General features: G+C 63.1%; 13 protein-coding genes. 11 read left to right on the top strand and 2 right to left on the bottom strand.

The features are described from left to right. Positions 1-112 precede the first annotated feature (112 nt). From nusB to SALLO_RS0110105, 3 genes are all read left to right on the top strand, one after another. The gene (gene nusB / locus SALLO_RS0110115; protein ID WP_022836188.1) at positions 113-568 is read left to right on the top strand and encodes a transcription antitermination factor NusB; all 456 of its coding nucleotides are present in this window, start codon (positions 113-115) and stop codon (positions 566-568) included. A 150-nt stretch (positions 569-718) separates the two neighbouring features. Next, on the top strand, positions 719-1,375 hold the full coding sequence (locus SALLO_RS0110110; RefSeq protein WP_022836187.1) for a metallophosphoesterase family protein: 657 nt from the start codon (positions 719-721) through the stop codon (positions 1,373-1,375). Positions 1,376-1,513: 138 nt separating this feature from the next. Beyond that, the gene (locus SALLO_RS0110105) at positions 1,514-2,239 is read left to right on the top strand and encodes an ATP-dependent Clp protease proteolytic subunit (protein WP_022836186.1); all 726 of its coding nucleotides are present in this window, start codon (positions 1,514-1,516) and stop codon (positions 2,237-2,239) included. Positions 2,240-2,385: 146 nt separating this feature from the next. Here SALLO_RS0110105 and SALLO_RS16530 read toward each other — a convergent pair whose 3' ends face one another. Beyond that, the gene (locus tag SALLO_RS16530; protein WP_051141358.1) at positions 2,386-3,897 is read right to left on the bottom strand and encodes an OmpP1/FadL family transporter; all 1,512 of its coding nucleotides are present in this window, start codon (positions 3,895-3,897) and stop codon (positions 2,386-2,388) included. Positions 3,898-4,160: 263 nt separating this feature from the next. Between SALLO_RS16530 and ndk the strand changes: the two genes are divergently transcribed. Next, positions 4,161-4,589, top strand: coding sequence for a nucleoside-diphosphate kinase (ndk, locus tag SALLO_RS0110095; protein ID WP_022836184.1), 429 nt, complete (start codon positions 4,161-4,163; stop codon positions 4,587-4,589). A gap of 30 nt (positions 4,590-4,619) precedes the next feature. Here ndk and SALLO_RS16525 read toward each other — a convergent pair whose 3' ends face one another. Further along, the gene (locus SALLO_RS16525; RefSeq protein ID WP_022836183.1) at positions 4,620-4,874 is read right to left on the bottom strand and encodes a DUF3098 domain-containing protein; all 255 of its coding nucleotides are present in this window, start codon (positions 4,872-4,874) and stop codon (positions 4,620-4,622) included. Between the two features lie 129 nt (positions 4,875-5,003). Between SALLO_RS16525 and dacB the strand changes: the two genes are divergently transcribed. From dacB to SALLO_RS0110055, 7 genes are all read left to right on the top strand, one after another. After that, complete coding sequence (gene dacB, locus SALLO_RS0110085; protein WP_022836182.1) at positions 5,004-6,455, top strand: D-alanyl-D-alanine carboxypeptidase/D-alanyl-D-alanine endopeptidase; 1,452 nt, start codon at positions 5,004-5,006, stop codon at positions 6,453-6,455. A 15-nt stretch (positions 6,456-6,470) separates the two neighbouring features. Then, positions 6,471-6,944, top strand: coding sequence for a rod shape-determining protein MreD (gene mreD / locus SALLO_RS0110080; protein WP_022836181.1), 474 nt, complete (start codon positions 6,471-6,473; stop codon positions 6,942-6,944). Between the two features lie 117 nt (positions 6,945-7,061). After that, a complete protein-coding gene (locus SALLO_RS0110075) occupies positions 7,062-8,261 on the top strand; it encodes a PQQ-dependent sugar dehydrogenase (RefSeq protein ID WP_022836180.1) in 1,200 nt (399 codons plus the stop codon). Positions 8,262-8,678: 417 nt separating this feature from the next. After that, positions 8,679-11,702, top strand: coding sequence for a PAS domain S-box protein (locus SALLO_RS17845; RefSeq protein WP_051141357.1), 3,024 nt, complete (start codon positions 8,679-8,681; stop codon positions 11,700-11,702). A 212-nt stretch (positions 11,703-11,914) separates the two neighbouring features. Then, positions 11,915-15,796 (top strand): ATP-binding protein, encoded by a 3,882-nt coding sequence (locus SALLO_RS0110065; RefSeq protein ID WP_169577921.1) that lies wholly within the window; start codon positions 11,915-11,917, stop codon positions 15,794-15,796. Between the two features lie 297 nt (positions 15,797-16,093). Next, a complete protein-coding gene (locus SALLO_RS0110060) occupies positions 16,094-16,417 on the top strand; it encodes a hypothetical protein (RefSeq protein WP_022836177.1) in 324 nt (107 codons plus the stop codon). A gap of 112 nt (positions 16,418-16,529) precedes the next feature. Continuing rightward, positions 16,530-18,932 (top strand): FG-GAP-like repeat-containing protein, encoded by a 2,403-nt coding sequence (locus SALLO_RS0110055; protein ID WP_022836176.1) that lies wholly within the window; start codon positions 16,530-16,532, stop codon positions 18,930-18,932. The last annotated feature ends 22 nt before the right edge of the window (positions 18,933-18,954 follow it).

Raw genomic sequence — 18,954 nt, 5'->3', positions numbered from 1 at the left:
AACCAGCGTCCGCCCCGAACCCTTTCCAAGGATGAGAGATAGTACACAAGCTGTTTAGACCGCGTGTCGCCTGTTGCGCGTCACGCCCCTTCCCGATAGATTGCTACGCGTTATGAGCCGCCGTACTACTCGCGAGAGCGTTATGAAAGCCCTCTTTGCCCACGAGCTATCGGGGGAGGAGCTGTCGTCGGTGTGGCGTCATATCGTGCTTCCAGAGCTGTCTGACGATCCGAGCCAGGAAGCCTTTGCCGACACGCTGCTCGCCACGACGGCGGAGCGCCGCTCGGAGATCGACCGGGTGCTGGCGAAGCACGTAAACAACTGGGATCTCGATCGCATTGCGCCGATCGACCGGGTGCTGCTGCGCATGGCGACGTGCGAGCTGCTGGCCCTTGAGGATGTGCCGCCGAAGGTGAGCATTGACGAGGCCATCGAGATTGCCAAGCAGTACAGCACGCCCAGCAGCGGGCGCTTCATCAACGGCGTGTTGGATGCCGTGCTGGAGGATCTGAAAGCACAAGGCCGTGTGCACAAGACGGGCCGCGGGTTGGTGGGTTTTGAAGCCTGAGCGCTGATTGTGGCCTACGACCCCTTTACAGCGTTGAAACAGCCCGCAGTTGCCTTTTTGTTAACAGCTTCGCAACATTAACGGTACTGCAGATGCAGTACACGTTCTCGTATCCACTTTTTTGACAGCCGCATCAAGCGGCCAACTGCAATGGGGCTTATCGCAATCGGTGATATTCACGGGTGTGCCGCCTCGCTGGATGCACTTCTCGACCGGCTCGGGCCCACGTCCGACGACCACTTGGTGTTCATCGGCGACTACATCGATCGTGGCCCCGACTCGCGGGGCGTCATTGAGCGCCTGCTAAAGCTGCGCGACGAGGTGCAGTGCACCTTCCTGCGCGGCAACCACGAGGCCCTTATGCTCGGCTACTTCAACGAAGGCGCCTTCAACCTGTGGCGCATCAACGGCGGCCTCTCAACGATGCACAGCTACGTGGATGGCAGCTCTGAAATTGAATTTCCAGATGCGCACATCGAGTTCGTCCGCGAGACGAAAATGCATTACGAAACCGACGACTTCTTTTTTGTGCATGCGGGCTTGCAGCCGAACCTCACCATCGCCGAAAACCTGGAGGAATCCAACGAAAAGGTGTTCTTGTGGGAGCGGGCCCACCTCGAAGCCCCAGAGTACGCCTGGGAAAAGACGGTGGTGTGCGGCCACACGCCACGGCCGAAGCCCATCAACAAGGAGAAGCTGCTCATGATTGACACCGGCTGCGTGTACCACATGCAGCCCGAGATGGGCACGCTCACGGCCGTTCACTTGCCGGAGCGCGAGTTTGTAAGCGTCGACTACACCGGATAGTGGCCGCCGGGTGCGTTGCCCAAGACCAGGCTACGCCGGTATCGTTACAGCTGCGCCGCGTGTGCAGAGGAACCATCGTATTTTCGGACAGGTTGCACACGCCGCATTGTCTTCCGCCACCTACGATCAGGTCCTGCAATGGTCGACGACTTTATCAAATTCAGTAAGAGCCTTACGTCGCTGCCCAGCAGCATCTACAGCGGGGGCATGGGCGATCAACCCATGTCGGGCCTTGTGCCCATGGTGGTTGAGCAAACCACGCGCGGCGAGCGGGCCTACGACATCTTTAGCCGCCTGCTAAAGGAGCGTATCGTGTTTATCGGCACGCCGATTAACGATCAGATCGCGAACCTTACGGTGGCCCAGCTGCTGTACCTGGCCAGCGAAGATGCCGACCGCGACATCAACCTGTACATCAACTCGCCGGGCGGTGTCATTTACAGCGGCCTGGGCGTGTACGATACCATGCAGTACGTGGACGCCCCGGTGGCCACTATCTGTGTGGGGCTAGCCGCGTCCATGGGGTCGGTGCTACTCGCGGCCGGCGAAGCGGGCCGGCGGGCATGCCTCCCCAACTCCCGCGTGATGATCCACCAGCCGTTGGGCGGCGCCGAAGGGCAAGCCTCCGACATCGAGATCCAGGCCAAGGAGATTTTGTGGCTGAAGGATCGGCTGTACCAGATCCTGGCCCACCACACCGGCAAAACGACCGAAAAAATTGAGGACGATGCCGACCGCAACTACTGGATGAGCGCCCAGGAAGCCGCCGAGTATGGCGTCGTCGATAAGGTGCTCAATCCCGGCAACCTCAAAAAAGTGAGCGGCGACGACGAAGGCGATGATGACGACGGTGACGACGACTAACGATGCCGCGACGTCTCTAGCAGCACACGCGCCTCCGTCGACGAACCGACGGAGGCGCGTTGGTTTGTACCGCACGTTTGTGCTGCACGGCCGCTTCGAAGCAGATAGCCGTGCTGCGTGGCGTTGCAATGGCCGGCAACCGCCTTCTAGAAGGCCACACGGAGGCCTACCAGCACGCGGTTGTGGCGAATGTCCTGTGACACCTCGGGGGCATCAATCGTGATGTCTTCGCCGGGTACAAAGGCGTTGCCGTACGGCGCGTAGGCATTGGCGCTGCTGAGGCGCATGTAGCCGATGTCGAGCATCGTGTTGGGCTCCAGTGCGTAACTCACGCCTGCGGAATAGAAGCGCCGCGTCCGGTCGACGCCCGTCTCCACCGGATCGGGCTGAAGCGCAAATCCGGCCCGCAGCGTTACCGGTGCAAGTTCCACCGCGCCGCCCACACGCACATCCAGCGTGGTGCCAAGATCCTCAAGCACGCGGTTGTCATCCGCGAAGGACACATCGTCGCTCTCCAGCCGGGCCTGCGACCAGTCGACCAGCTCGGCGTCGGCGGCCAGGAGGTAGCGCCCGCGCTCGACGGTGAAGCCCGCGCCAAAGCGCCACGGGGTTTGCACCCGGTAGCTGAACACATTGGCCGCTACGTTGCCCGCGGCCAGCGATCCGCCGTCATCGAAGAACGTCTCGATGCGCCTTCCAAACGTCTCTTCAATGGATTGGTACGTGGGCGTCTCGATGGTAAATCCGGCGCGCAGGCCCTTCACCACCTCGGCCGAGAGGCCCGCCCGGGCGTTGAATCCGGTGATGTTGGCCTCAATGCGCTCCAGCACATTCAACTGATCGAAGCCAAAGAACTGGCGGCCGTTGCGGATGACGTTGTAGAGGCTGGCATCGTTGGAATTGTTGACGTCAAACTCCTGATAGAACCGGTCGAACGTGTACGAGCCGAACGTGACGTTGAGGCTCAGGCCCACCATCACGCGCGGCGCCACGGCCCACGCCCCGCCCAGGCTGCCTTCGGTAAGGCCGCCCGTTTTGTCCAGGTCTTCGGCCTGCCGGATGGTGGTGCCAAACGAGCGCCCCGGCGCCACGGCTTGATCGAAGGGATAGCGCCCGGCCTGGTAGTCGCCCGAGAAGAACTCAATGGCCCCGGCGTCGAAGGCCGTAAGGGGCAGCCCCGTATCGAAGAACACAAGATCGCCGCTGTCGACCGTAAAGTCGCCACGTGCCGGCAAAAACGTATCGGTGATGGAGTTGGCCCCGTTGCGGCCGCTGTACGATACGCCGCCCTGAAAGCTGTACGTTTGCGAGAACGCGGCGCCAATGGTGAGCGCGCCCCGGCTGGTGGGAAAGACATACGCGCCGCCCACATCCCCCAAGCGGTAGCTGCTACGACTGAGCGAAGCGCTTGTGGTGTGGGTGGGCGAGGTGTAGCGCAGATCGTCGCTCAGGAATTGTCCGGTGAAGCTGCCGCCCAGCACCGACTGCGGGAGCCAGCCAAGGCCGGCCGGGTTTTCATGCAACGCCGTGTAGCTCGCGCGGCCCGCGAGCCCGCCCGCCCCGGCCATGCCCGTAAGCTGCGCCCCGGTGGCCGGTAGCGGCGTCGAGTAGCGCAGCACGTCGGCTACAGACTGCCCGTGGGCCGTTGGAACAGCCATTGCGCAGAGCAAAACGGCAAGTGCAAAACCGAGAGAGGAGCGATTCATGGGGATCACCAGAGGTTTGAAAACGACGAGCCGCTTGGATACATCGCAAGGCATTTCAGAAGCCGCACGGGGTGCGCGTGGGGTAACACACAGGTCGTATTACCGTCACCTGTGAAAAAGATTCACGGATGCCTAACACCGCGCCGTCACCTTCGTGTTGCAGCTGTCGTACAGGAACCAACGACTCTTTTACGAACCAATAAGCAAACCGAACGATGGCTACCGAACGAACGCTCGCCATTCTCAAGCCCGACTGCGTACGCAAGGCGCTCGTGGGCGAAGTGCTGCGGCGCATTCAAGATGCCGGCTTCACGCTGCGCGCGCTCAAGATGATGCAGCTTACCAAGAAAGAGGCGGAGGGCTTCTACGCCGTACACGAAGGCAAACCGTTCTTTGACAGCCTGACCGACTTCATGTCGAGCGGGCCCTGCGTGCCGGTGGTGCTAGAGAAAGAAAACGCCATTGCCGACTTCCGCACGCTCATCGGTGCCACCGATCCATCGGAGGCAGACGACGGAACCATCCGGAGCGACTTTGCCGACTCGATTGGGGAAAACATCGTGCACGGCTCCGACTCGGTAGCAAACGGCAAGAAGGAAGCCGCCTACTTCTTCCCGGAGCACGAAATCGTGGCCAACGGGTAAGCGCAACCGCGCGTGCACGGCTCGGCGGCGCTATGCTTCGGCGTCGTCGGGCCGGGCCGGGCGCCACAAAATGGCGTAGATGATTTCGAGGTAGCCAAAGAGGATGATGAGAGGGGCTACGTAGAGCGAAATCACGCCCAAAAACTCATTCTCCAGGCGCATCAGCCCGAAGCCCAGGACAATGCACACCAGCCCAACGAGCAGGAGCGTGTAGTTGCGCTGCTGAAAGACGGGGGTGTTGCTGCGCGAGCGTCGGCTGCGCGAGCCACTGGGCGATTGAGCCATGAAACCTGGAGATCAAGTACTGCTTGAAAGAGCCAACCATGCAGACCGTGAGCCGCACGACTCACGTGCGCCCTCTACCAGAGGGCGTTTGGCAGGTTCCAGCAAGGCAATGAACGGACAGAGTGGGGCATGATGGGGCATTGGATGGGGCGACGCGCCCTCGCGCTGTTGGTACTGGTGGGTGGAAGTTTGGTGTTGGGTGCCCGCCCGCCGGTCGCTCCATTGGCCGAACAAGTGAATCGCCTGCTTACGCGCTGGAACGCCGAAGATACCTTTTGGGGCGTGTACATAGCCGACGCCACCACCGGGCGCATGCTGTATGGTCACAATGCCCAGAAAGCCTTTCTGCCAGCCTCAAACCAAAAAGTGCTCACAACCGCCACCGCGCTCAGCACGCTGGGCAGTACCTATCGGTACCAAACCGAGCTTCGGTTTGACGGGCGCGTTGCGGGCACGGTGATGCGCGGCGATTTTGTGATTGACGGGTCGGGCGATCCGACCTTTGGAAGCTACGAGATGGGCGGTGGCGACCCGCTCGAAGCCTGGGCAGAGCGTTTGGCACGCATGGGCGTTACGCGGCTTGAGGGGCGCCTCATCGGCGACGACGACGTCTTCGATGACCGCGCGTACCCCGAGGGCTGGGATATTGATTACGTCACCGAGCAGGCCGGCCGGTACATGGGCGTGCCTGCCGGGGGGCTGTCGTACCGCGACAACGTGGTGGCCGTGCGCATCGCGGCCACGCGGCCCGGCCGCCCGCCCGCCGTGTCCGTGCGCCCCGAAGGCGCTGTAACGATCCGCAATGACGCCACCACAAGCCGCCGCTGGCGCGGAAGCACCGTGCAGGTTGAGCGCACGTTTCGGGGCAACACCATTCGCCTGACCGGCACCGTGGCCCGCTCTTACCGTGGCATAACAAATGTGCCCGTTACCAACCCGACCACCTTCACGCTGCAGAGCTTCGTAGACCGCCTGCACGATGCGGGCATCGAGACGGCGCTCACCCTCATTGACATCGATGACCTGGCAGACGAGCCCCCGACGGCCGATCCGTTGTTTGTATCGGTATCGCCTCCCCTGCGCGACATCATTGAAGCAACCAACAAAGAGAGCAACAACTTTTACGCCGAGCAGCTGATGCGCACGTACGGGTGGGGCGGATCGGCGCGTGGCGGGGCGGCGCGCACCGAGGCGCTGCTGCGCCGTGCCGGGGTTCCGCCCGGGCGCGTGGAGGTGTACGACGGGTCGGGGCTATCGCGCAAAAACATGGTTACGCCGCAGGCTATGGGCAAGCTGCTCGTGCACATGGCGCGGGACAGCGAGCGCGAAGCCTTTATGGCTTCGTTGCCCGCGGGCGGCGAGCGGAACACCACGCTCGATTATCGGCTCGCCCACATTCCCATCCGGGCCAAAACGGGGTCGCTTCGCTTCGTGCGAGCCCTCAGCGGGTACGTCACCCGCCCCAACGACAACCGCGTGGTCTTTTGCATCATCGCCAATAACTATGTGGGCGGCTCGTACCTTGTCACGCGTACCATCGACGACATCGTGCGCACCCTCGCCACCACAACCACCCGCTAATTCCGCCACGCTTGCATGGCCCTTTCGCCCCGTCGTCTGCTGGCTGCTGTTGCTGTGATGCTGGCCCAATGGCTGGTGCTGGGGCGGTTGGCGATTTGGAATAGCGTACCGGATGCGCCCCTTCTCTTCTTGGCGTGGTATGCCCTGCGCACCAACCGGCGGGCGGGCGCCGTCATGGGGTTTGCGCTGGGCCTGGCGATGGACGTCATCTACGGCACCTGGGGCATCTATGCGCTGGTGAAGACGCTCATCGGATTTTTGTTGGGCGCCGTTGCCCTAGACGACCGCGAGGCACTGCGCATTCAGGTGCAGCAGGCCTTTTTGGGAGGGCTTGTGATTGCGCTCTTTCATAACGGACTCGTGGTTATTCTGCTGGCGCTGCAAACAGAAAGCAGCAACGCTGTGCTCGTCAACAGCGTGTGGTTGGGCTCGGCGGTGTACACGGGGCTTCTGGCCGTTATCGCGGCGCTCTTTGCAGATGGGACGTAGCGGGTCGTAATTCCTTTGTGACCGATGCCCGCCCGGCGCGCGCGCTATTGACGGCCGCCGCGCTGCCTCGTATGTTGCGCAATCCATCCGTCCTGCTGGTTTAACTGCCCGTATGTCATGCGCTACGCTGGTTCCCTTTGCTTCGCCCTCGTCCTGGTTCTCTTGAGTACCGGGTGCGCAAGTGAATCGGGCGCGCCGTCGTCGCAGGCAACCGCCGATCCGGTGGCCGCGCCGTCCGATCCGGAGGTTGTGCTGGCGCGTGTCACATCAGAAGAGGAGACGTTCCGGGTGGTGCGCGTGCTGGAAGGCCTTGTGCATCCCTGGGCGATCGACTGGCTGCCGGACGGGCGCATGCTCATCACCGAGCGCACCGGCCGCCTGCAACTGGTTACCAACGGGACGCTCCAATCGGTGGCCAACGTGCCCGACGTGTGGGATGAAAACCAGGGCGGGCTGCTCGACATTGCGGTCGGCCCCAACTACGCGACGGACGGCTGGATGTACATGACCTACTCGGCCCGCGAGGGCGACGTGGGCGGCACGGTGCTGGCACGCGCAAAGCTTGACGGGGCCCGCCTGACGAACCGCGAGGTACTGTACAAGCAAACGCCGTTTCTGGCGCCCGATTACCACTTTGGATCGCGCATTGTTTTTCCTGGCGATGGAACGCTCCTCGTAACGCTTGGTGAGCGCGGGCAGCGGCGGGAGGAAACCGTCGAGATACCGGGCAACCACCACTCCATCGGCACCACCGTACGCCTCAACCTAGACGGCAGCGTTCCGCAAGACAACCCGTTCGTGGGGCAGCCCAACGCGCGCCCCGAGGTGTACACCTACGGCCATCGCAACCAGCAGGGCATGGCCATTCATCCCGAAACCGGCGACGTGTGGCAGCACGAGCATGGGCCCTACGGTGGAGACGAGCTCAACCTGATTGAGCCGGGCAATAATTACGGGTGGCCGAAGGTGAGTTACGGCGAAACGTACACCTCACCGCATCGCCCCATCGGGCAAACCGAAGCACCGGGAGTTGTGCAGCCTGTTGTGTTTTGGGATCCCTCGATTGCCCCGTCGGGCATGGCCTTTTACACCGGTGACAAATTTCCGAACTGGAAAAATCAGATCTTCTTGGGCGCCCTAGCCCGTCAGCAGGTGCGGCGCATTGTGCTGGACAGCACCGAGGTTGCCCATCAAGAACGCCTCCTGTTCGCCGAGCTTGGCCGCATCCGGGACGTAGCGACCGGCCCCGATGGGTACTTGTACCTGCTTGAAGACGCTGAAAATGGTGCCCTCTACCGCCTTGAGCCCGTGCAATAAAGCCAAAAGGCGCAGCCCATTTCCTGAAAGGCCGGATACCGCCGAAAGCTTCATCCAAACTTGGTATTATCACCTGGCCTCATATCGAAATTATTGTGTAGTTTATTGACGCCGAACATAGTATAAAAAATCGCATCGTCCACTTTTCTGCGTGCCGGGCTGCGGCGCGCATCAGGCTCCGGATGGGACCACTCGGCAGGCGGGGCATGCCGTAGACGTGGCTGCAACGCACGTCTGCCTGGGCGGACGTTTGATGCTTTTCCGATGTCTTTTCTTGGCTCTTCATGAACAACCATGGGTCGCGCCAACACGCGCAGCATTGATGCGCTGAGCTTCGGTTTTCAAGAAGCGGCGGCACGCATTGCGCGCTTAGCACATCGTTCATTTTCGTGCAGGGGGGTCGCCATTTCCGTTCATATGGCCGATGCCGCATGGTACACCGTGGCCCATGCCGGCGAGGACGTAGACCCCAGTGCCGAGCTGTGCGCGCGCATTGCCGCATCGGGCGACGCGGTGGGGCCAGACGCGCTTAAGTCTGCGGCGCAGCAAGAAGACACCGGGCGGCCTATGTTTCTGCGTTCAACCTCGCAGCTCCGGTGTGTGGGGGGCATCGCACTGAAAGACGACACGGGGCGGTGCTTTGGCGCGCTGTCGCTCTGGGGGCATGCCCGCTCGTCTTCAGATGAAAAGCGCCAGCGGCGGTTGCGTGATGTAGCGCGTACCGTGAGTGATGCCTTTACCGCGCACATGTCGCGGGGTGGCGAAGACATCCGTACGAGCACCTATCGCAAGATGATCGACGATGCGGGCGATGCCGTGTTTGTCGTGTCTCGTGATGGACGGTTTGTGGATGTGAATGCGTCGCTGGCCACCTTGCTGCAACAGCGCATCACGAAGCTTTTGAACCGTTCGCTCTATCAAGTTCTCGATACTGGAACCCACACCACGGCAGATGTGCGCCGCATGATCAAGACGGTGCACAACGGCCGGTCGCGCCGGTGCACGCTTACCTTGCGCCGTGCCGATGGAGCACCCGTAGAAACCGAAGCGCGCCTGCAGTCCACCACCTACCTGGGCTACCCGGCGGTTATGGGCATCGCCCGCCGGGCGGCGGGCGACGCAGCGCCGAAGACCAACACCCGTTCGAAGGCGACGTTGCGGGGCATGGCAGAAGCTACGCCCGGCGTGTTGTACGATTTTCGAGTTGCGCGCGATGGCTCGTACGTGGCCGACTTTGTGAGCGCGCAGACCGAGTCGGTCCTGGGCATCGCGCCTAAACCGTACGAAACATTTTTTGAGCGATTTGTCGATTGCCTCCCGGCGCCGCACCCGAAGCAGATGAAGACGTCCATCGAACAGGCACTGGAGATGCAAAAGTCGTGGACCTACGAGACGCCCTTTGTGCGGCCCGACGGGCGTAAGATCTGGCTGGAGTGCCGCTCCAACCCGCAGTGGAAGGGCGACGTGCTGGCGTATCAGGGCATCATCATCGACATCACCGAGCAGCGCCGCACCGAGCGCGCGCTGCGCCGCAGCGAAGCCCGCCTGCGCGGTCTGGCCAACAGCCTGCCGGGCGTCATCTTTCAGTTCCAGGCCACAGAGGAGGTGCCAGCCACCGACCATGAAGCGCCTGATCGCGTGGAGGCACTGCCCTACACGTTGCCCTATGTGAGCGAAGCAGCCGAAGACATTTTGGGCCTCGACCCCAACGGCCCAAACTTGCTGGGGACGTTCATAGAGCGCGTTCCCTCCGATCATCGCGCGACGCTGCTTTCCTCCATTGCCGACCGCGTGCGCAACCCGAAGCCCTGGTCCTTTGAAATACCGTACGACCACCCGAACGGAGAGCGCATCTGGCTGCAAGGAGCTTCAACCCCCGACGCCGACAGTGATGTGTCCGTGTACAACGGCCTCTTGCTAGACATCACAAGCCGGCGCGTGGCCGAGCAAGAAGTCAAAGAAACCAAAAACTTTTACGAGCAGATCCTGGACGCGCTTCCGACAGAGCTCGCCGTGTTTGATCGAGACGCGCGGTTCGTGTACGTCAACAAGAGCGGCGTCTCCAACCCCGAGGTGCGCGACTGGATCATAGGGTGTACAAACACCGAGTACTGCCAGCGTAGAGGACTTCCGGAAGCGATAGGCAAGCGCCGCGACGCTGCCATTCGATCGGTCGCGCGCACGCAAGAGGCGGAAACGTTTGAGGAGGTGATTCCCGGCCCCGACGGCCCGCGCTATTACCGGCGCACCCACAGCCCCATCATTGGGCTGGACGGCTCGGTGGAATACGTCATAGGGCACGGGCCCAACATCACGGAGCAAAAAGAAGCAAGCCAGGCGCTCCGCAACGAGCGCGACCGGCTGGCGACCCTCTTTAACGCGCTCCCCATTCCGCTGGTGCAGGGGCGCCTGCACGAGGATCGGATGCGGTTTCATTCGGCCAACCCGGCCTTCCGCGAAACCTTTGGCACGTTCGACGCTCCCGAGGCTCCTGAGCTGTGCAGCAGGCTGGCACCCGAGGCCATGGACGAGGCCCGCGCCCTAAACCGCACCTTGCTGGAGGAAGGGGCGGTGCGCGCAGAGGTGCGCCGCAAGACCGTTGAGGGGTACCGCGATTTTGAAGTACAAGCCGTCGTACGCACGTCGTCGGGGCGCAGCCCCGAGGTGTACGCCACCTACGTCGACATCAGCGACCGCGTGGCGTACGAGCGCGGGCTGCAAGAGGCCAAGACCAAGGCCGAAGAAGCCGCGCGCCTCAAAAACGCCATGCTGGCCAACATGAGCCACGAGGTGCGTACGCCCCTCACCGCCATTTTGGGCTTCTCGGAAGTGCTCGCCGATGAGCTTGCGGCCGAGCACGAACGCTTTGCGCGCCTCATCCACCAAAGCAGCAACCGCCTGCTGCGCACCCTGAATGCGGTGCTCGATTTAGCGCGCCTCGATGCGCAGGCCTACGCCATGCACACCGAGCGCCTCGACATCCGCGAGCTGATTCGCGACACCGTGGCCATGTTAGAGGCACAGGCTGATGAAAACAACGTGACCCTTACCGTCCACCTTCCCGATGCGCCCCTACAGGGGACCTACGACAAAAATGCCATTGAACGCGTGCTTACCAACCTGCTGGGCAACGCCATCAAGTTTACGCCGCCGGGCGGCACCGTGCAGGTACGCGCCGAGCGAACCGATGGGTGGGCGACGATAGCGGTGGAAGATACCGGCATTGGCATCAGCAAGGCCTTCATGGAAACGATTTTCGAGGCCTTCACGCAAGAGTCGGAAGGCACCAACCGGACGTATGAAGGCACAGGGCTGGGGCTTTCCATTACCAAGCGCTTGGTAGAGGCCCACGACGGAACCATTGCCATCGAAAGCACCAAAGGCGAAGGGACCACGGTAACGGTGCAGCTGCCCTGCGAAGAAGGTGTGCCCGCTGACTAATCCGCGGCGCACACGTGCACGCCACACCGAGTCTAGCCCTTCCGACTTGCAACTGTGGTTACGACACGCCATGTTGCAGCGTCCTATGTGTCAAAACACCAGACCGCGAAGGTAGCGCGTGCTAGGTCGGCTCGCTTCACGCAGCCCAGGTTCGAGTGCGCTTGGTGCTTTTTCTCCTTGATGGACGGGTTGGCATTGCTCCTATGCAGTTTTTGAGCCGTTTCCTTCTTGCCGCCGTGGGCCTCGTCGTCGTTGGCTTTCCGCTGATGGGGCCTAGCAGTCGTGCACAGCCCCCACAACAGCGCTACACGGTCGAGGATGGGCTGCCCAACAATCACATCACGGCCCTGGCCCGCACAGGCAACGGGCTGCTGTGGATTGGGACGGCCGACGGGCTGGCGGTGTACGATGGGCACCGCTTTCGGTCCGTCGCGCTCCCTGCTGCTATTTCTAAGGATGTCGTAACAGCATTGCGGCCGATGCCGGACGGTTCGGTATGGGCCGGCATCGGCCACGATGCCGTGCAGGTGCGCCTGCAGGGCGTTCAGCGCTACGTGGTGCTCGACGAGCACTCGGTGACCGACATTGTCGTTCAGAACGAGCGGTTGCGCTTCGTAACCGACTTTGCCGTGTGGACGCTGCCGCGCGGTGCGGGCCAGCCGGCGCGCACCCGGTTTCGATACAAAACGCTGCGCGGCGTGACGAATGTGTGGGGCGCGGCGGTGGATACCCGGCAACGCCTCTGGATCTTGAACAGCGGGGAGGGGCTGGGCCGGGTCAGTCGCGCGGGCCGCGTTTCATTCGTGCATCCTGCCATTCCGGACGCCTCGGAGGGGGCTGCAGAATACGGCGACCTGCAGATTTGTAGTGGGCGCCGCGGGTGGGTGGTGCGGGGAAGCCAGCTGTTGGCATTCAATGCCGAGGCCCCGGCCATCCGCACGCTCAAAGAAAAAGCACAAGGGCTGCCCGCAAGAGCAACGCTCGCCTGCGGAGAAGAAGGAGTTTATGTATTTCAAGGCGGGGCCGTTGCGTACTACAGCCACGCGCACCAGACCGTGCAGCGCGTGGCCGCGCTCGACGCCGAGCCGACGGCCCTGCAGCGCGATGCCAACAACCACCTGTGGATTGGGACCCGGCGCGGATTGGTGCAGCACGTGGGTGGCGGCATCCGGTACATCCGCTCGGTGGAGGGCACGCGCATCCGCACGGGTACAGGATTCCGGACGATGGGGACCGCGCTATGGGCGAATACGTGGGGCGAGGGGCTGTTGCAATTACGTCCTACCCGCAGGCGCGTTACGCCGGGCGGCCACATCCGGTGGGTGTTTGCGCATAGCGCCGAGGAGGCGCTGCACGCGCTGGCCTCGCCCCGGCGGGACTGGTACCGGTGGACGCCAGACGCCGGATGGGTGCGGCAAGGCGTTGCCCGCGGGGCCGTGCGCGGGTACGTGGACAGCGCGGGCGTAGGGTACTTCTGGCACAACAACGGCTTGTACCGCCACGTGCCAACGGCCGATACGGTGCGGGGTTTGCGCCTGCGCGCCTGGTCGGTCGATGACTCACAGCATCACCTGATGGGCCCCTCGCCCACCGGCGATATTATTCTGTTCGACGAAGGATATCTTCTCCGGCTACAGCGCCCCGACGGCGCCGTTGTCGATACCCTCGCGTGGGTGCCCGAACACGCAACCTCGCAAGGGCGCCGGTTGCATGTTGACAGCGCCGGGCGCATCTGGTGCCCGTTCCGTGGAAGTGGCGTGCTGCGGGTTGATCCATCTACCGGCACGGCCGAAACCTTGCTGGAGGGAACCGTCGTGGAGAAGATGACGGCCGCGGGCGATAGCCTCATCATGGCCAACACCAACAACGGCCTGTACGTCATGGATCCCGCCACGGGGGCGGTCGTCCGGCATTTGACGCGAGCCGATGGGCTGCTTGCAAACGACGTAAACGGCAGCCGATTGCTGCGTGACACGCTGTACGTTGGGCACCAAACGGGCGTTACGCTGATCCCGTACCAGCGATTTGCTCGGTATCCTGCACGCCCCACCGCCCTACTCACTGGGTTGGAGGTGGGCCTGCACAACCGCCCGCTTGCTGCATCGGAAACGTTGGCTGTGGGCGACCGCACCATCGGCTTCTCGTACACGGGCGTTAGCCTGGCGTATGCCCACCGGGTGCAGTACGAGGTGCGGTTGATGCCACGAGACACCACGTGGCGCGCCACCCAACGGTCGTTTACGCGTTTTACGGACCTGCCGCCCGGCACCTACCGCTTTCAGGTACGGGCACGCCTGGGCCATCGGGCCGCCGGTCCGGTGGCATCGTACGTGTTTACCATGCCGCCGCACCTGTACGAGCGGTGGTGGGTTCAGGGCGTCATCGTCCTTCTGCTGTTGGGCGTGGCGCTTGGCGGGTACCGCTGGCGCATTCGCCGGTACGAGCGCCGGCAAACCCATTTGCGTCGCGTCGTTGAGGAGCGCACGCGCGAGCTGGCCTACGAAAAAGAGAAAACGGAAGCACAAGCCGAGCGGCTTGCGGCCCTCGATGAGGCCAAAAATCGTTTCTTTGCCTACATCAGCCACGAATTTCGCACGCCGCTAACGCTTATCCTCAACCCGCTGCGCGACGCCTTCCGAGCCGCCACGCACGAGACGGCCACCCTGCCCGTGAAGGAGCTGCGTCCGATCATCGACAACGCCTATCGGCTGGAGCGCCTCGTCGACCAGCTGCTTGACCTGGCGAAGCTCGATGCCGACGAGATGACCCTCGACTGCCAGGTGGTGGATGTTGCGTCGCTTGTGGCCCGTACCGCCGAGGCCTTCGCATCCATGGCAGAGCGGCAATCAATCGATTTGCAGGTGCACCAGCCGTCAGAAGCCGTGCCGGCCTCGGTGGATGTCGACAAGATAGAGAAGATCGTGACGAACCTTCTCTCGAATGCCCTGAAGTACACCCCCGAAGGGGGGCGCATTACGGTGCACGTTGCCCGCGAGATGCACGGGGCAGAACCGCGCGTACAGCTCAAGGTGGCAGATACCGGACCGGGCATCGCGCCCGAGGCCCAGCACCACATCTTCGAGCGGTTTGCGCAAGCCCACGCGTCGGCCGCCGATCCGCCGGCAGGAACCGGGCTGGGCCTTACGCTCTGCAAACAGCTCGTGGCGCTGCACGGCGGGCAGATTGCGGTGGAGAGCACGCCGGGCCATGGGGCCACGTTTACCGTAGAACTTCCGGTGGAGGTATCGCCGGACGCAGCGTGCGAAGACGTAGCGCCTGCCCTTGACGCCCCGGCTCCCCACGTCGCCGAACGACCCGCCGCGGGCGACGGGGCGGCGGAATCTGCTGCGGAGCGCATCCTGGTGGTAGAGGACAACGCCGAGATGCGGGCGTACCTGCGCGATAAGCTCGCAAACCAATGGGAGGTGCGCGTGGCCGAAGGCGGGGCGGAGGGCTGGTCTGCCGTGCAAGACCAGCCGCCGGCACTTGTGTTGAGCGACGTGATGATGCCCACCTTCGACGGCTTTGAACTCTGCCGCCGGATAAAGGCCGACGACGACCTGCGCACCATCCCTGTGCTCTTGCTCACGGCGCGCGCCAGTACAGACGCCACCGTGGAGGGGCTATCGTGCGGGGCCGACGATTACATCCAGAAACCCTTCGACATCGAAGAGCTCCGGCAGCGCATTGCCAACCACCTGGCGGCCCGCGCGCACCTCGAAGCGCAGTACCGCAGCGAGGTCAAGGTTGGCGCAACGGTGGTGGATGCGCAAGACGCGCCCTTCGCCGAGCAACTGCTAGAAACCATCAACAAGCACATCAGCAACCCCGACCTAACCGTCGGGCAGCTGGCCGAAGAAACGGCGCTGAGCCGTCGGCAGTTTACGCGCCGCGTGAAAGAAGCCACCGGCGAACCCCCAGCGACCTTCCTGCGCACATATCGCCTTGAGCAAGCCCAGCAGTTGCTGGACCAAACCCCCGAAACGGTGGCCGAAGTCGCCTACGCCGTCGGGTTCAAATCCACCTCTTCATTTTCGCGCTCCTTCCGAAAAGCTACGGGCCTGTCGCCCACCGAGTACATGGAGCAGGCATGAGAGCGGGCGGCCGGGCGCCCAAAAAAGACCGCTGACTGCGGATATGGCCGCTGCTGCACACGAATCGGCCGATTGCGCACAGGATTTGGTTGGACATTGGGCGAGGGAGTTGTTTGGCTGCATGACACCGGCCCGCGCTGTACGCGTCGGCCGCCAATCATTCATCGCATAGACGCCAACCTCGTCATGACACATCTACGAACGAAGCTGCATTCATCAATCGTCATTGTTCTCGCGTGTGGTCTACTCGCCGCACTGTCCGCCTGCGATTCGGGCGGCTCCAACGATACCGCCTCTGTGGATGGTGATGTAAAGGTAACCCTGGAGGGCCCTCCTGATACGCGTGTTGGGCTTAGCGTAACCTATTTCGATGCGCAAGGGCTAAGCACAACGGCCGAGAACGTCACCCTTACCGGAACGCCCATCACGCGCGACCTCGAAGACGGGCATGCGGGCTACCGCGTAACGGCGAGCCCGAACCCCACAACCGCCGATCTTACGCTCACCCTTACAAGCGACGGGGCGACCGTCGATACGGACAGCGAGGGAACGACCGGCGAGTTTGGGCTCACGACGTTTGTCGTGGAAGGGGGCGAGACGCGCGACGTCAACCTGCAATAAGCCCAATAGCGCACGGGACAACGATTCCTCCTGCGGCTCGGTCTGTCGTCTCGGCAGATAGAACCGCGGGGGGATTGTTCATATCGTAGCTACAATCAACCGAGATTTAGTGATGCAATACGCAATGCTACCGCCAGCGCCGCGCGCGTTGGTACGCCATGTTTTCTCGTTTCGAACGGCCGTTCTCATTCTATTCGGGTGGGCCGCGGTGTGGAGTCACACGGGCGCAACGGTGCGGGCCCAGCAGCTGTTGGCGTCTCCTACGGTGCCCACAAGCGGCGGATACGGCATTGACGTAGCATCCGTGGGCGACCTTAACGGCGATGCCACGCCAGATCTGCTGGTGGGGGCCTCCGGATCCACCGTGCAGGGCGTGTCGGGCGCCGGGCGTGCATACGCCGTGAGCGGGGCCACCCAGCGCGTCATTCACACGCTGGTGCCTCCTACGCCGATGGCCGACGGCTTCTTTGGGCGTCGTGTGACGGGCCTCGGCGACATCAACGGGGACGGCGTTCCAGAGATGGCTGTGGGTGCCTGGCAAGAACGCGCCAACGGATTTGAGCGGGCCGGACGGGTGCACGTCTTCGATGGCTCTACGGGCGCCCACCTGCACACCGTCACCTCCCCCAATCCCGAAAAGAACGGATTTTTCGGGCTACAAGTTGCGGGTGTTGGAGACGTAAGCGGCGACCAGATGCCCGATCTGCTTGTGTCGGCGATCCGTGAAGACACCGACGGCGATTCCTTTGCCCAGGACGATCAGGGGCGCGTCTACATCTTCAGCGGAGCAGACGGAAGCGTGGTGCGTACCCTGGAGCCGCTTGGGTCGCTGGCCAACTTGGTGATGGCACAGTACGGCATTGCCGTGGCGTCGCTGGGCGACCTCGACGGCGATGGGACGCCCGATCTGGCCGTGGGGGCCAATCAGCAAAGCACGGCGGCGCGCTCGCAAGAAGGAGCGGTGTACGTGTACAGCGGACGCACCGGGCAGGTGCTCGCCGAGGTCTACTCGCCGCGCGCCGAAAATTTCGGGCGGTTTGGGCAGTCTGTGGCAGCAGTCGGCGATCGTACCGGCGACGCCGTGCCCGAGGTGCTTGTGGGCGCCGTGGGGGAAGATGGAGGAGGCACGTACAATGCGGGCCGGGCGTACATCCTCGATGGTGCGCAGCTTGCAGCAGGTCAGCGAACCGTCGTCCGTCGAATCGAAACACCGAACCCCGAGCAGTTTGGCAACTTTGGCTGGGCGGTGGACGGCGCAGGCGACATCGATGGCGACGGCACGCCCGACCTGTTGGTAAATGCCGTAGGGGAAACCGCCGGAGGCGTCGACGATGCCGGGCGCGTGTACATCATGAGCGGAGCAAGCGGGGCCATGCTGTACCAGCTGCGCTCCCCCAATGCCGGTATCGATCACGCGTTTGGCACGGCAACAGCCGGCGTCGCTGACTTTAACGCCGACGGCCGGCCGGACGTGCTCATTGGAGCGCCGCAAGAAGACATCGGCGCCACAGTAGGCGCGGGCCGCGCGTATCTGTTCAGCCCGACGGCGCGCGCAACGGCCTCCGTTACCTCAGATGGCATCCATCCCTTTGGCGCCACCGGCGTCGCCATCGATTTTGCCAGCGTAAGCGGCAGCGGGACGGTGACGGTAGAGCGTTTTGGCTACGGCCCGGTTGGCACGGGGGGCATCAGCGAGCGCAACGTGAGTGCGTACCGGTTCGTCATCACGGCCAGCAGCGGACTGACGTTCGGCGATGCCGCCGCCGTGCGCTTCGATGTAGCGGATCTCTCGGGAATCAGCGATCCTGCGGCTGTAACGGCGTATAAGCGAGAGGCGCCCGGCGTGGGCTCATTTGCCGAGGTAGCAACCACGTACGATGGCGCCTCGAACGAGCTCGTGGCCACCACCGGCAGCTTCAGTGCGTTTGTGTTTGCCAGCGAGACGGAGCCCCTGCCTGTTGAATGGGCAACGGTCAATGCGAAGGTCGATGGTCCGGTGGTTCGCCTTACGTGGGCCACGGCGAGCGAAACGGGCAATGCCGGGTTCAATGTGCAGCGCCGTGCCGGCGAGGCGTTGGCATGGACCACCATCGGGCACGTAGAGGGCCGGGGGACGAGCCAGCAGATGCAATCCTATCGGTTCACCGACGGGAGCGCTCCGTATGCGGCCGACCGGTTGGCGTACCGCATTCAGCAGGTCGACACCGATGGATCGGTCGCGTTTTCTGAGGTGGTGACGGTACAGCGGAATGCATCGGCGGTTGAGTTACGCGCTCCGTATCCAAATCCAGCACGCGAACAGCTTGTTGTGCGATACGCCGTGCCCACGCGCCGCCCGGTAACGCTCGTGCTCTATGACGTTCTGGGGCGCACCGTGCGTACCGTGGCCCACACGTCTGCACGGGGGCGCAACATGCAGCGGGTAGATCTGCAGGGACTGGCAAGCGGGCTATACATCCTTCGGCTAACGGCGGGATCGGTGGTGCGCACGCGAAAAATCACGGTGCTTCGCTGAGGGCGTTGCCGGGACGCGCCAA

It is taken from the genome of Salisaeta longa DSM 21114, from assembly GCF_000419585.1.
Classification (GTDB): Bacteria; Bacteroidota; Rhodothermia; order Rhodothermales; family Salinibacteraceae; genus Salisaeta; species Salisaeta longa.
The sequence above is the reverse complement of the archived record's forward strand: the minus strand, read 5'-3'. Positions and strand labels throughout refer to the sequence as shown.